10 protein-coding genes are annotated in these 14,859 nt (G+C 63.8%); 5 read left to right on the top strand and 5 right to left on the bottom strand.

The window, feature by feature from the left end; genetic code table 11:
* The first annotated feature begins 10 nt into the window (after window positions 1-10).
* The 5 genes from rpoC (at window position 11) to HZB53_02375 (ending at window position 8,951) form a co-directional block, all read left to right on the top strand.
* Window positions 11-4,240: a DNA-directed RNA polymerase subunit beta' gene (gene rpoC / locus HZB53_02395; protein ID MBI5876474.1), complete on the top strand. Its 4,230-nt coding sequence runs from the start codon at window positions 11-13 to the stop codon at window positions 4,238-4,240.
* 118 nt (window positions 4,241-4,358) lie between these two features.
* Window positions 4,359-5,468 (top strand): S1 RNA-binding domain-containing protein, encoded by a 1,110-nt coding sequence (locus tag HZB53_02390; GenBank protein ID MBI5876473.1) that lies wholly within the window; start codon window positions 4,359-4,361, stop codon window positions 5,466-5,468.
* 95 nt (window positions 5,469-5,563) lie between these two features.
* On the top strand, window positions 5,564-5,767 hold the full coding sequence (gene rpsU / locus HZB53_02385) for a 30S ribosomal protein S21 (protein MBI5876472.1): 204 nt from the start codon (window positions 5,564-5,566) through the stop codon (window positions 5,765-5,767).
* A 62-nt stretch (window positions 5,768-5,829) separates the two neighbouring features.
* Complete coding sequence (gene gyrA, locus HZB53_02380; protein ID MBI5876471.1) at window positions 5,830-8,442, top strand: DNA gyrase subunit A; 2,613 nt, start codon at window positions 5,830-5,832, stop codon at window positions 8,440-8,442.
* Window positions 8,439-8,951, top strand: coding sequence for a hypothetical protein (locus HZB53_02375; protein MBI5876470.1), 513 nt, complete (start codon window positions 8,439-8,441; stop codon window positions 8,949-8,951). Before gyrA ends, HZB53_02375 begins: the two co-directional genes overlap by 4 nt.
* Before the next feature lie 147 nt (window positions 8,952-9,098).
* On the opposite strand, the gene HZB53_02370 is transcribed toward HZB53_02375, so the two are convergent.
* The 5 genes from HZB53_02370 to HZB53_02350 all read right to left on the bottom strand — a co-directional run bounded on the left by HZB53_02370 (window position 9,099) and on the right by HZB53_02350 (window position 14,452).
* Window positions 9,099-10,436: an aminotransferase class III-fold pyridoxal phosphate-dependent enzyme gene (locus HZB53_02370; GenBank protein ID MBI5876469.1), complete on the bottom strand. Its 1,338-nt coding sequence runs from the start codon at window positions 10,434-10,436 to the stop codon at window positions 9,099-9,101.
* 30 nt (window positions 10,437-10,466) lie between these two features.
* Window positions 10,467-11,111 (bottom strand): PH domain-containing protein, encoded by a 645-nt coding sequence (locus tag HZB53_02365; GenBank protein MBI5876468.1) that lies wholly within the window; start codon window positions 11,109-11,111, stop codon window positions 10,467-10,469.
* A gap of 29 nt (window positions 11,112-11,140) precedes the next feature.
* The gene (gene rocF / locus HZB53_02360) at window positions 11,141-12,160 is read right to left on the bottom strand and encodes an arginase (GenBank protein MBI5876467.1); all 1,020 of its coding nucleotides are present in this window, start codon (window positions 12,158-12,160) and stop codon (window positions 11,141-11,143) included.
* A gap of 98 nt (window positions 12,161-12,258) precedes the next feature.
* A complete protein-coding gene (gene hydA / locus HZB53_02355) occupies window positions 12,259-13,662 on the bottom strand; it encodes a dihydropyrimidinase (protein ID MBI5876466.1) in 1,404 nt (467 codons plus the stop codon).
* A gap of 4 nt (window positions 13,663-13,666) precedes the next feature.
* A complete protein-coding gene (locus HZB53_02350) occupies window positions 13,667-14,452 on the bottom strand; it encodes a coenzyme F420-0:L-glutamate ligase (protein ID MBI5876465.1) in 786 nt (261 codons plus the stop codon).
* Window positions 14,453-14,859: the final 407 nt, after the last annotated feature.

Genomic DNA, 14,859 nt, shown 5'->3' with positions numbered 1-14,859 from the left:
GGGAGGAAGAGTGTCGGAGATAAAAGACTTTAATGCAATTCGGATTGGGTTGGCGTCTCCCGAAGCTATTCGCAACTGGTCGCACGGCGAAGTTCTCAAACCGGAGACAATCAACTATCGCCGCCTCCGCCCGGAGCGCGACGGCTTGTTCGACGAAGCAATTTTCGGCCCCACGAAAGACTACCAGTGCTATTGCGGCAAATACAAGAAAATTCGCTATAAGGGCATCGTTTGCGACAAGTGCCACGTTGAAGTAACGCGCTCGTCCGTGCGCCGCGAGCGCATGGGGCACATCGAGCTGGCGTCGCCGGTGGCACACATCTGGTATACGCGCCGCGTCCCGTCGTACCTCGGGTTGCTGCTCGACATGTCGCGCCGCAACCTGGACCGCACGCTGTACTTCGCGCAGTATGTGGTCGTCGCGGTGGACGAAGATGCGCGCCGCAAGTCCGTGAAGGTGCTCGACGACGCCGAAGCGCGCGAGATGAAGCGCGTCAAAGAGGGGATGGTCGAGAAGATCGACAAGGCGAAAGCGCGCCTGGAAGACGATCTGGCGAAGAAGCGCGGACAGCGCGAGGCCAATCTGGAGCGCTTGGAGACCAAATACAACGATCGCCTCCAGGAGATCGATGGCGAGTTGCACACCGTTGAAAAGCGCCTGACGGACGACCAGGGCACGACGGTACGCAAGCCGATCGAGTACCCGCGCGGCAGCAAAGAAGTGCTCGTGGCCGAAGGCGAAACGATTGACCGCAAGCACCTGCGCCGCTTCAAAGAACTTGAGAAGGGCGAGAAGAGCGAACTGCAGGACAAGCTCAAGGACGACCAGGCTAACAGCCGCGCCAACTATGACGTGGAGCTGGAACGGATCAAGGCCGAGGCCCAGGAGCGTTTTGGTCACCTGGACGACGAGCTTGATCGCGAGCAGCAGGCGGTGCAGACCAAGTACGAAGATCTGCGCGATGAGCTGCGCTCACTGGCCGTCATGGACTTCATGACGGAATCGCGCTTCCGCGAACTGAATGATAAGTACCCGGGTGTGTTCCGCGCCGGCATGGGCGCCGAGGCGCTGTATGAGATCGTGCAGAATATCGATCTCGAGCGGATGGCGAAGGAATTGCGCGCCGAAATGCGCGCGACGCAGTCGCGCCAGCGCCGCAAGAAGGCGACCAAGCGCCTGGCGGTGGTGGAGGCGCTGCGCAAGTCGGCGAACCGCCCGGAGTGGATGATCCTGACCGTGTTGCCGGTCATCCCGCCGGAACTGCGCCCGATGGTGCAGTTGGACGGCGGTCGCTTCGCGACGTCCGACCTGAACGACCTGTACCGGCGCGTCATCAACCGCAACAACCGCCTCAAGCGCCTGCTGGAACTCGGCGCGCCCGACGTGATCGTGCGCAACGAGAAGCGCATGCTGCAGGAAGCGGTCGACTCGCTGATTGATAACTCGCGGCGCGGCAAGGCCGTCTCGCTGCGCGGCAAGCGCAAGCTGAAGTCGCTGTCCGACATGCTGAAGGGCAAGCAGGGGCGCTTCCGCCGCAACCTGCTCGGCAAGCGCGTGGACTACTCCGGCCGCTCGGTGATCGTGGTCGGCCCGCATCTGCGCCTGCACGAGTGTGGCCTGCCGAAGCGCATGGCGCTGGAACTGTTCAAGCCGTTCGTCGTCAACAAGCTGGTCGAGAACAACTTCGCGCACAACGTGAAGGGCGCCAAGCGCATCATCGAGCAGATGAAGCCCGAAGTCTGGGAAGTGCTTGAAGAGGTCGTGCACGACTATCCGATCCTGCTCAACCGCGCACCGACACTGCACCGCCTGGGCATTCAGGCGTTCCTGCCGACGCTGGTGGACGGCGATGCCATTCAGATTCACCCGCTGGTCTGCGAAGCGTTCAACGCCGACTTCGACGGCGACCAGATGGCCGTGCACATCCCGTTGTCGGAAGCGGCCAAGGCCGAGGCGCGCGGTCTGATGCTGTCGTCGCACAACCTGCTGCGTCCGGCCAACGGCGAGCCGATTGTTGGTCCCTCGAAGGACATGGTACTGGGCTGCTATTACCTGACCATGGACGAGGAGGGGCCGCACAAGGGCGATGGCAAGACGTTCGGCTCGATTGACGAGGTCACCTTTGCCTATGAAGCCGGGCAAATCGGCATTCATGCCAAGGTGAAGTACTGGTTTGTGGCGCCCGGCAAGAAAAAGGGCGAGGTGATTGAAACGACGGTTGGGCGCTGCCTGTTCAATGCGATCGTGCCCGAGGACATTCGCTTTTGCAACGACACCTACGACAAAGGCAAGCTCAAGAAGCTGATCTCGGATTCGTTCTACAAGCTCGGCGCGGACGTGACGGCCAAGTTTGTGGACGACATCAAGGATATCGGTTTTAAGTTCGCCACGCGTTCCGGCCTGACGATCGCGCTGAGCGATATCAATGTGCCGGAGACGAAGCAAGCCATCCTGGACGCGGTCGGCGCGCAGGTGACCGAGGTCGAGCGCCAGTACCGGCGCGGCCTGATCACCGAGGACGAGAAGTACGTCAAGACCGTCGAGTTGTGGACGAAGGCGACGGACGACGTGACCGACCAGGTGCAGAAGGCGATGAACCCGCGCGGGCCGATCTACATCATGGCCACGTCGGGCGCGACGAAGGGCGGCTTTCAGCCGATTCGCCAGTTGGCCGGCATGCGCGGCCTGATGGCCGACCCGGTCGGACGCATCATCTCGCTGCCGATCCGCTCGAACTTCCGTGAAGGCCTGACCGCGCTGGAGTACTTCATCTCGACGCACGGCGCGCGCAAGGGTCTGGCCGACACCGCGCTGCGCACGGCCGACGCCGGCTACCTGACGCGGCGCCTGGTGGACGTGGCGCAAGAGAGCATCATCAACTCCGAAGACTGCGGCACGGAGAAGGGCATTATTCTGCGCGCCCCCGCGCCGGGTTCCGGTCTGGCGGGTCTGGCGGAGCGCGTGCTCGGCCGCGTAACGGTCGGCCCGCTGCGCCACCCGAAAACGAAAGAGATTCTCCTTCCCGACGGGGAGATGATCATTGAAGACCATCTGGAGATGATCAAGCACGCCGGAGTCACCGAGGTCCGCGTGCGCTCTCCAATGACCTGCGAGTTGCGCTACGGCATCTGTGCCAAGTGCTATGGCCGCGACATGGCTCGCAACGGCCTGGTGATGATCGGCGAAGCGGTGGGTGTCATTGCCGCACAGTCGATCGGCGAACCAGGCACGCAGTTGACGCTGCGCACGTTCCACACCGGCGGCGTGGCCGGCGAGGCGGACATCACGCGCGGCCTGCCGCGTGTGCAAGAGCTGTTCGAGGCGCGCAACCCCAAGGGCGAGGCGATCGTCGCCGAGATTTCGGGCACCGCGCACGTCGAGCGCGACGGCGATCAGCGGTTGCTTAAGATCATCTCGTCGTCGATTGCCCGTGACGAGTACGACCTGCCGGGCAACTACAAGGTGCTGACCGAGACGGGCGAGCAGGTGGACGACGGCGCGGTGCTGGCCAAGCGCGGTGAAAAGGAGATCGTCGCCAGGTTCGGCGGCAAGATCACCGTGGGCGACGGCAAGATCGTCGTGCGCCGCGAAAGCCGCGACGAAGTGGAGTACGACGTGCCGCCGACCGCGCGCCTGCGCGTGGAGGAAAATGACAAAGTGGCGGCCGGCCAGCAACTGACCGACGGCGCGCTGAACCCGCATACGATCCTGAAGATCAAGGGGCGCGAGGCGGTGCAGCAGTACCTGCTGGACGAGGTGCAGAAGGTGTACCGCTCGCAGGGCGTGGCCATCAACGACAAGCACATCGAAGTGATCATGCGGCAGTTGCTGCGGCGCGTGAAAGTGCGCACGGTCGGCGAGTCGCAGTACCTGAGCGGACAACTGGTGGACGCGCTGGAATTTGCCGAGATGAACCAGAGCCTGCTCGCCGAGGGCAAGCGCCCGTCGACGGCGGTTCCGCAACTGCTCGGCATTACCAAGGCGGCGCTGAACACCGAGTCGTTCCTGGCGGCCTCGTCGTTCCAGCACACGATCAACGTGCTGGCCAGCGCGGCGATCGAGGGCAAGCGCGACGATCTGCACGGCCTGAAGGAAAACGTCATCATCGGCAAGTTGATCCCGGCGGGCACCGGCTTCAAGTTGCTCGAAGGGGCGGCGGCATTGTCGGCCAACCCGGGCATCAGCACGGCGCTGTCTTTGCCGGATGCCGACGATGACGAGTTGGATGATGAAGACTAGCACCGCCGGCGCGCCAATCATGCGACGCGCCGGCTGAACGACGAAACCCAGACTCCAAAAGAGGAGCTTAGCACCCGACGTGACAGAACAGGATCAGCAGAATCAAGTACCCAACCCAATGGAAGACCTGCTCCGGCAGAGCGAGTATGACTTCGTTCCGCCCAAGGCCGGCGACATCCGCCAGGGCAAGATCGTCTCAATCGAATCAAGCCGCATTGCCGTCGACATTGGCGGCAAGAAGGAGGGCATTATCCCCTCCGGTGAGATTGAGAAGCTGGCCCCGGAATTGCGCGCGCGGCTGGCCGTGGGCCAGGAGCTCAATGTCTACATTGTGCGCGGCGAGACCTCCGATGAGGAAGCTGTTCTGTCCCTCAATCAAGCCAAATCAGCCGAAGACTGGATCAAAGCTGAGACGATGCACAAGTCGGGCGAGATTTTTGAGGGCGTGGTCAGCACGTTCAACAAGGGCGGCCTCATCGTGCCGTTCGGGCGCCTGCGCGGCTTTATCCCCGCCTCGCAGGTGGCTTCGCGGCCGCCTGGCGTGACGGTGGTCCAGCAGGCCCCGGCGGCCGAAGGCCAGCCCCCGCAGCCGATTGACGATAGCTGGCTGCAGAAGATGGTCGGCATGAAGCTGCCGCTGAAGGTGATCGAGGTCGATCAGGCCCGTCGCCGCCTGATCTTCTCGGAGCGGCAGGCGGTGCGCCAGTGGCGCAAGTCGCAGCGCGAGCGCCTGATGGAAGAGTTGCAGGAAGGCCAGGTTCGCAGCGGCCGCGTCAGCAACCTGACGGATTTCGGCGCGTTTGTCGATCTGGGCGGCGTGGACGGCCTGATCCATGTGTCGGAGATCTCCTACGAGCGCGTCAAGCACCCGTCGGACGCTCTGCACATCGGCCAGGAAGTCAGCGTGATGGTGATGCGCATCGAGCGCGACAAGGGGCGCATCGGCCTGAGCATCAAGCGCACGCGCCCCGATCCGTGGTCGAACATCAGCGACCGCTACCAGCGCGGCCAGTCGGTTGAAGGCACCGTGACGAACGTGACCGACTTCGGCGCATTCGTGCAGTTGGAGCCGGGCGTCGAGGGCCTGGTGCATGTCAGCGAAATGCAGGGCCAGCCCCGCCTGCGCACGGGCGAGCACATCGCCCTGCGCATTCTAAACGTCGATCCCATCAAGCAGCGCATCAGCCTCGAGCCGAAGTTGTCCGACGGCGAGGGCGACAAGCGCTAACGATTTACAGAGAAGCGCGGAGCAGTCGTTTTGTACCACGCTTCTCTTTTTTCTGCTGGCCGATTTCTCACGAGCAAGGAGGTGACAACGCATACATGACCGTTCTCATCAGACCGGGCGAATCCCAGGAAAGCCTTCTCAAGCGGTTCCGCAAGGAAGTGGCCGACAGCCGCGTCCTCAGCACTTATCGCAAGAAACGCTGGTATGTTTCCAAAAGCGAGGAGAAGCGCAAGGCCAAGCAGCGCGCCACGCGCAAAGCTCGCCGCAAGGAACAGCAGGCGCAACAGCGCGAGTATTAAGTTTCTAGCACGGGCCGGGGGCCGTCGCGCAGCGCGCGGCGCCCCCGGCGCCGGATGGTGTCATGGGCATCGGAACCGTCAAGCAAATCGATATCGACCAGACGATGCAGGTCGCGTATCTCGATTACGCGATGAGCGTCATCGTGGCCCGCGCACTGCCGGACGTCCGCGACGGGCTCAAGCCGGTGCAGCGCCGCGTGCTGTACGCCATGTACGACATGGGGTTGCGCCACAATTCGCCGTACAAGAAATCGGCGCGTATCGTCGGCGAGGTGCTGGGCAAGTACCACCCGCACGGTGATGCGGCGGTCTACGATGCGATGGTGCGGCTGGCGCAGGACTTCTCCATGCGTTACCCGCTGGTCGACGGGCAGGGCAACTTCGGATCGGTCGATGGCGACAGCGCCGCCGCCATGCGCTATACCGAAGCCCGGCTGTCGGCCATCGCGCAGGACGTGTTGAATGATATCGAGAAGGACACGGTCAATTTCAGCGACAATTTCGACGGCTCGCTGAAGGAACCGGCCATCCTGCCGTCCGCGCTCCCCAACCTGCTGGTCAACGGCTCAACCGGCATCGCCGTCGGGATGGCCACGAACATCCCCCCGCATAATCTCAGTGAAGTTTGCGACGCCCTCAGCTACCTGATCGACAACTATAAACAACTCGATCGGATCGATGTCGACGATCTCATGAAGTTCGTGCACGGCCCGGACTTTCCGACGGCCGGTCTGGTGTACCGCTACGCCGGCGGCAAGGATTCCGAGGACAATATTAAGCAGGCGTACGCCACCGGCAAAGGCCGCGTGATCGTGCAGGCCAAGACGCACTTCGAAGAGCTGTCGCGCGGGCGCTCCAGCATCATCATCACCGAATTGCCGTACCAGGTAAACAAGACCAGCCTGATCGAGCGCATCGCCGAGCTGGTGCGCGACGGACGCATTGACGGCATCAGCGACCTGCGCGATGAGTCGGACCGCCAGGGCATGCGTGTGGTCATCGAACTGACGCGTACCGTGGGCCCCGAAGCGGTGTTAAAGCAGTTGTACAAATACACGCCGCTGCAAACGACGTTCGGCATCACGATGCTGGCGCTGGTGGACGGCGAGCCCAAGCTGCTGCCGCTGAAGCGCGCGCTGCAATTGTTCATCGAGCACCGGCGCACGATTATCACGCGCCGCTCGGAGCACGATCTGCGCAAAGCCGAGGAGCGCGGGCACATCCTGGAAGGGCTGCTGATCGCACTGGCGCACCTCGACGAGGTGATCAAGACGATCCGGCAGGCGCCGGACACCGACACCGCGCGCGAGCGATTGATGAAACGCTTCAAGCTCAGCGAGCGGCAGGCCACGGCCATCCTCGACCTGCAACTGCGACGCCTGGCGGCCCTCGAGCGGCAGAAGATCGAGGAAGAGCACAAAGAGATCAAGCAGCTGATCGCGCACTTGAAAGATCTGCTGGCCCACCCGCAAAAGATTCTCCTGCTGATCAAGGAGGACATGGCCGATCTGAAGGCCATCTACGGCGACAAGCGCCGCTCCACGATTGTGGAAGGCGAGCTGGGCGAAGTGAAACCGGAAGACCTGATTGCCGATGTGCCTGTGATGGTGATGGGTCTGCAGAACGGCCGTGTCACGCGCCTGCTCAATCCGGGGCGGCGCTCGCGCGCGGAAAAAGAGCTGGCGTGGTACGGCCTGGCCAACAACCGCGACGAGCTGCTGCTGCTTTCGCAGCGCGGGCGCGGCTTCCGCGCGCGCGTATCGCAGATCCCCGATCAGACGCAGAACGCGGATGGCGTGCCGGCCGGCACGCTGGCATCGATCGAAAGCGATGAGCGCCTGATCTGTGCCGTGGCACTGCCGCCGCTGCCGGAAGGCGCGGAAGCGTATCTGGTGACTGCGTCGAAGCGCGGGCAGGTCAAGCGCTCGGCGTTGAGCGAACTGGGCGGCACCCGCGCCAGTGGCACCGTCGCGATGAAACTGGACGACGGCGACGAACTGGTTGGCGCGGCCATAAGCAACGGCGCGGATGAGTATTTGCTGGTAACGAGCGACGGCAACGCCATCTGCTTCGGCGAGGATCAGGTGCGACCGATGGGCCTGGTCGCCGGCGGTGTGGCAGGCGTCAAGCTGGCCGACAATGCCACCGTGGTCGGTTTTGGCCTGGCCAGTGCCGGCACCGATCTGGTCACTGTATCGGCATCCGGCCACGGCAAACGCACCAAGCTGTCCGAGTACCCCAGGCAGAACCGCCACGGTGTCGGCGTCCGGACGGCAGAACTCAATGCACGCAGCGGCCCGCTGGTCGGCGCGTGGGTGGCCGGTGATGAAGACCAGGCCACCTTACTGTCGGCCAAAGGCACCGCGCTGGTGACGCAGGCCAAACTCATTGGCCGGGCCGGCCGGGTCAAGAAGGGCGCGACGCTGGTCGAACTTAAGCAGGGCGACACGGTTCAGCGTCTCATCGCGCTGGCCGCGCGCGCAGCAATTACGGGCGGCACACCCGCAGCGGCGCCCGAGCCGCCCGCGAAAAAAGCGCCCACGCCACCATCAGACGACAACAAGCCGGCGGGCACTCAGCCCGCGACGTCCTTGAACAAACCAGCATCCCGGACCGAGAAAACCTCGGGTCCGTCCCATCAGCCGAAGAGTGCAAGCACAAGGAGGCGGAGATGAGTGGTTTCAGGGTAGGCGATAAAGTCGTGCATCCTGCGCACGGCGCCGGCGTTATTTGCGGCATCGAGACGCATAACGTCAGCGCGGCCGAAAGTGGCAGTAGTTACTATGTGATCAGCCTCATGACGGCCGGCACGCGGCGCGTGCTGGTGCCGGTCAACAATGTGCTGATGATCGGGCTGCGCTCGGCCATGGTGCGCAGCAAGGCCAATGAAGTGCTCAATGTGATCGACGGCCGCCCGACGGCATGCCCGAACAGCTTCACGGAGCGCCAGGCCCACCTGTCCCAGATGCTCAAGTCAGGCGATCCGAAAGTGTGGGCCGAGATCGTGCGCAACCTGCACTGGCGCGGTCTGAAGAAGAAGTTGTCGGCCACGGATCAGGATTTCTACACCCGCGCGCGCGACATGTTGGCCGGCGAGATCGCGCTCGCCGAAAGCTGCACCATCGAAGCGGCGATCAAGCGCATCGAAGAGCGCCTCGTCACCCGCTTCGGTGCCGCCGAGTAGTTCGCGCCGTTTCGCTGCCGGTTCGACCCGGACTCCGCTCGGCTCTGCGCGCGGTGACAGCCATTCTGCGTGAAGGACGGCTCGTAGCAGATAACCAATAGCCGGTCACATTCGTGATCGGCTTTTTGATTTGTGTGTGTCATCGGCCTACACGATGACGTAGTCGTCGGTAATCTCCAGCGCGCGGTCGATGATCGCGAGACCTTCGTCCAGTTCTTCCTTCGTGACGCACAGCGGCGGATTGACGAAGAACGTGTTCCAGCGCACAAATGTGTACAGCCCGTTGGCGCGGAAGAACTTGTTGACCTCGGCCATCGGCCCCATCTGTGCCGCCGTGGCATTGAACGGCGCCATGGGCTCCCTGGTCGCGGGGTCGCGCACGATCTCGGCAATGGAGAACAGGCCGAGGTAGCGCACGTCCCCGACCGACGGGTGCTTCTGTTTGAGCGCTTCCAGTTGCTCGCCCAGGTATTTCCCCATCGCCTTCGCGCGCTCGATCAGGCGGTCTTCTTTGTAGACATTGATGCACGCGATGCCGGCCGCGCAGCTCAGCGCGTGGCCGCCGTAGGTCAGGCCGCCCCACAGCACATGGTCGTCGAAGTGCCGGGCAATGCGCTCGTTGACGATGGTCGCGCCGAGCGGCGCGTAGCCGCTGGTCAGGCCCTTCGCCACCGTCATGATGTCCGGCGTCACGCCCCAGTGGTCGCAGGCGAACCATTCGCCGGTGCGTCCGAACCCGCTCATCACCTCGTCCACGATCAGCACGATGCCGTGCCGGGCGGTCAACTCGCGCAGTCCCTGCATGTAGCCGTCGGGCGGCACGATGATGCCGTTGGTGCCGGCGACGCCCTCGACAATGACCGCGGCCACGTTCTGCGGCCCCTCAAACTGGATGATGTCCTCGATGTGGCCCAGGCAGTCGAGCGTGCAGGCCGGCTTGTCCCCGCACCAGCGGCAGCGGTAGCGGTAGGGGTCCATGGCACGCACGACGCCGGGGATGCCCGGCTCGCTGGGCCAGCGGCGCGGGTCGCCGGTCAGCGTCATGGCGCCGGCCGTGGCGCCGTGGAAGGCGCGGTAGCGCGCAATGATCTTGTGCCGTCCGGTGACGAGGCGCGCCATCTTGATGGCGTTCTCGTTGGCTTCGGCGCCGCCCAGTGTGAAGAACGACTTCCGGAGGTCGCCCGGCGTGATCTGCGCCAGCAACTCGCCCAGTTGGCCGCGCACGTCGGTGGCATGGTACGGCGACACGTACGACAGGCGCGCGGCCTGATCCTGTATCGCCTTGATCACGCGCTCGTCGCCGTGACCGATGTTGACGTTCATCAACTGCGAGTTGAAGTCGAGGTAGCGCTTCCCGTCGGCGTCCCAGAACTCGGAGCCTTTGGCGCGCGTAACGGCGATTGGCTGGTAGTTGGCTTGTGCGCTCCACTCGAACAGCGTGTATTCCTTGTTGAGCCGGTTGATCTCGGCGGCGTTCATGGTCATAATCGGGCCTCGTGCGTGGGGTGGCGCGGCCTACATGCGCTTGAGCAAGTCGTCTTTCTTGGCCGCAAACTCGGCATCGTTTATGATGCCTTTCTTGCGCAGTTCGTCGAGCTCGGCAATCAGTTCGGGGATGTCGCCCTTGGTGGGCGCGTCGCTTTCCAGAATCCGCTTTTCCCGGGCGCCCACATCGTTCATGACGCCCATCGCTTCTTTCTGGTTCAGCATCTCGCGCTTGAAGGCGACCGGCCCGGCGATCTGCTCGAAGTGGTTGATGCCCACGTCGCTGCCGGTAATGATGTCGACATTGCCGTAGTCCAGCAGCCGGCCAAGCCACGATTGGACCATGACCACGTCATTGACCTTCTCCAGCGACGAGTCGGCCACATTCTTGTTCAGTATGCCTTCGACCCGCATCACGCGGCGGTTGGTGACGATGTACTGCTCCCGCGACCATACCAGGATCGTCATGATCAACTGCACGATCGGCACGATGACGAGGGCGCCGAGGAAGGCAGCCAACGGCATAAACATGCTGCCAATGATTGATGCAACGATGATGACAATCGCAACGAGGCCGGTCCAGAATAGCGTACGGGCGATCACAATCATGTGCTTGCGCGTGGTAAACACGACGCGCTCGTTATTGCCCATCAGACTATCGACGTAGCTTGGCATGTGGGTGCCCTCCAGTGGTTGCGTCAGGCTCAAAGGATAACCTTGCCCAGCGCTGACGTGATAAGTTCCACCGCCAGTTCGGCGGTGTGATTGCGGGTGTCAATCACAGGGTTGATCTCGACCATGTCCATGGATACCAGCGCGCGGGCCGCGGCGATATGCTCCATCGCCAGGTGCGATTCGCGGTAGGTCGCTCCGCCGCGCACCGGCGTGCCGACGCCGGCCGCCTCGACCGGGTCCACGAAATCGATATCCATGCTCGCGTGGAAGCCGGCCGTGCCGCGCGTGGCGATGGTGATCGCTTCCTCGATGACGGCGCTCATGCCGCGTACGTCGATCTCGCTCATCGGAAAGACGCGCAGCCCGGCATTGCGGATCAGGTCGCGCTCGCCGGGATCGAGCTCGCGCACGCCGACGAGCGCGCAGTGCTCGATGGCGACCTTGGGCCCGAAGTTCAGCAGGCGCGTCAGGGCGCTATCGCCAAAGCCGAGCGTGGCGGCGAGCGGCATCCCGTGAATGTTGCCGCTGGGCGTCGTTTCGGCCGTGTTCAGGTCGCCGTGTGCATCGAGCCAGATCAGGCCGATCTTCTGTGCCTGATTGCGATAGTGCGCCGAGGCGCCGGCAATACTGCCGAGCGCGATCGAGTGGTCGCCGCCCAGCGCGATTGGCAGTCCGCCGCGCTCCAGCGAGTATTGCACCTCTTTGGCCAGTCCCTTGGCGGCCGCCGCAATTTCTGTCAGGTAGCGCTGGCGCGGGTCGCCCACCTCGGCCAGTTCCTGCAGCGAAATGGGGATGTTGCCGCGATCTTCCACCGCGATCTGCATGCGCTCGATCGCCAGTTGCAGCCCGGCGATGCGCACCGCTGACGGTCCCATATCGACGCCACGCCGACTGGCGCCCAGGTCCATCGGCACGCCGATCAGGTGCACGGCATGGAAGCGCGACGGCAGCGTCGATGCGGCCTTGCGTTGGGTGACGTCGGCTAGCGAAATGTCGGCCCGGTCGGAACTCAAGATCGGTATGCTGCCTCGCGAGGGTGGTTGCGACATGTTGTCTTCCGTGCCGGTCTGGAATTAGCGTGCCATCGTATCCCGGTTACGCGCACATTATACTCAAAACTCTGCGGGGGCGACAAGCCCGACGCGCTTTACGCTCGCCACTCTGTCGGGCCGCGTCGCAGGAATTGCCCTGTACCGGGCGCGCCGCGCCACTGCCCGCCCTCGACGATGGCGCGACCGCGCAGAAACACCGTGCGCGGGCCACCGATCGTCTGCCAACCCTCGTACAATGAGTAATCTGATCGTGTCTTCTGTGTGGCCGCCGAGAACGTATGACGCTGCGCTGGATCCCACAACACAATGTCGGCGTCCGCGCCGGGTACGATGACGCCTTTGCGCGGGTACAAGCCAAAGATGCGCGCCGGGTTGGTCGCCGTCAACTCGACGAAGCGCGCCGGCGTCAGCCGCCCAGTGCCGACGCCAAAATGCCAGAGCAAGCGCATGCGCTCCTCGATGCCGGGCACGCCGTTGGGAATGCGCCGAAAATCGTCGCGCCCAAGCTCCTTGCCTTTGGCGCCGAACTTTCCGCCATCAAAGTAGAACGGGCAGTGATCGGTGGACACGACCGACAGCGTGCCATCGGCCACCGCCTGCCATAGCGCCGCCTGGTCGGCGGCAGTGCGGAAGGGCGGCGAGCAGACGAACTTGGCGCCCTCGAAATCCGGCGCGGCGAGGTTGTCGCGCGTGAAGAAGAAATATTGCGGGCATGTCTCGCCGACCACGGAAACGCCCTGCGCGCGCCCGTACCGCAGTGCATCCAACGACTTGGCGCAGGTCATGTGCACGACATACAGCGGCGACCCGGCCAGCGCCGCCAGCATGATCGCGCGGTGGGTCGCTTCGGCTTCGCACCAGTCCGGTCTTGTCGCCGCATGGTACGTCGGCTGCGTCAGCCCGCGGCTGGCTGCATCGCGTGCCAGCACGTCAATCGCGTCGCCGTTCTCGCAGTGCACCAGGGGCAGCATGCCGCTGCCGGCACAGCGCCGCAGCGTCTTGAATAGCGCCGTGTCGTCAACCTGGACGCTACCCTTATACGCCAGCAGGAGTTTGATGGACGATACGCCGTCGGCCAGCAAACCGGGCAGCTCGTCCAGCAGCTCATCGCGGAAGTTCGACACGTTGGCGTGGAAGCCGTAGTCGATGCACGCTTTGCCGTCTGCCTTGCGCTGCCACGCCTCGACGCCGTCGCGCAGGCTGCCATCGCGCGGCTGGATCGCGAAGTCGATGTGCGTCGTGGTGCCGCCGAACGCCGCCGCCCGCTGTCCGGTATAAAAATCGTCCGACGAGACGGTGCCGCTCACCGGCAGGTCGAGATGCGTGTGCACGTCGATGCCGCCGGGCAGGACGAACAGCCCCGAGGCGTCCACGCTGTCGGCGCCGCCGGCGCTCAGGTTGGCGCCGATGGCCGCGATTGTCTCACCGTCGATGAGCACATCGGCCATGACCGTAGCGCCTCCGGTGACGACCGCACCGTGCTTGATCAGAATGGTCATTGGATTAGCGGGCAAATCGCTCGAATTCCGGGGCGTAAATCCCGGCGTACAGATCGTTTGCGGGCGCAATGTAGTATTCGGCGTCGTCAAACGCGCGGTCCGTAAACGTCGCCGGGACATCCTCGTGCAGCACGAACGGCGTTGCTTCGTCGCTTTCGCCGCTCACGAGGATCGACGCCGTCGCCAGGTCGTCGGCCACCGCCTTCTCGGTGTAGCGCAACGGTTTGCCGTACAGGTCGGGCTTGCCGACCTGGCTCTCGACGCCTTCGAAGCCGCTCCATGCCAGGGCGATGCCGAGCACGCCACGGCGAAAGGGCACCACGTGCGAATCGGTCACGACGATGCCCAGTTGGGTTATGCCAAAGCGCTGGCGCAGCGTGTCGCGGAAAGCGCGCGCCCACTGCCACGGCGCGCGCGGCCAGAGCACCGCATAACCGTCCGGCACATTGGACAAGTCAATCCCGGCGTTGGCGATGAAGATCGAGTGGCGGAGCGTGACATAGACGAAGCGCGCCTGAAACAGACTGTCGGATTCGTCGAGGATCAGTTGCGCCAGGCCCGGATACGTCTTGAAGTCCTTGGAATATGCCAGTTGAGGCAGACTGCGCGCCGCTTCGCTGACGACAACATCGGCCAACTTGACGCAACGGGACTGTTCAAGCGCCACGACTTTGGACGTCACGCATAGGATATCCCGATCGCGCAGTGCGCGCGGCAGCGCATCCAGCAGCACGGGCAGCAACGCCTGTCCGATCTCGATGCGCGGCGTCTTGACCGCAGTCGTGAGCATAGAGCGGGCTCCTTGTGGCGACACCCGCGCGCGCCGGCGCAGATGCCATCATCCAATGGGTTGGTCGGCGTGCCGTGCCAGACCGTGTGGCAGTATAGCATACGGAGATACGACTCAGCAATTCTCATTTTGGAGTCGGCTGCCAATATGCCCCCTCATCCCCCGCCCCTGCTCCCCCGCGCGCGCGGGGGAGCAGGGGCAAAGCTAACGGGGAGGTGCGCGGCGGCGCAGCCGCCGCGCACCTCCCCTAAGAATCTCGCCCCCTCCCAACGAAGTTGGGAGGGGGTCGGGGGGGAGGGCAGCGCCACTTTTTCGGCGGGCCAGCTTGCGTGACAAGCGCCTGAGAGCCAGCGCATCGCAAGCGGCATTGGAAAGTACCCGTACAAAGCCAAATTGAGAATTGCTGG

The sequence above is a fragment of the Chloroflexota bacterium genome (assembly GCA_016235055.1).
Classification (GTDB): Bacteria; Chloroflexota; Anaerolineae; order JACRMK01; family JACRMK01; genus JACRMK01.
The sequence above is the reverse complement of the archived record's forward strand: the minus strand, read 5'-3'. Positions and strand labels throughout refer to the sequence as shown.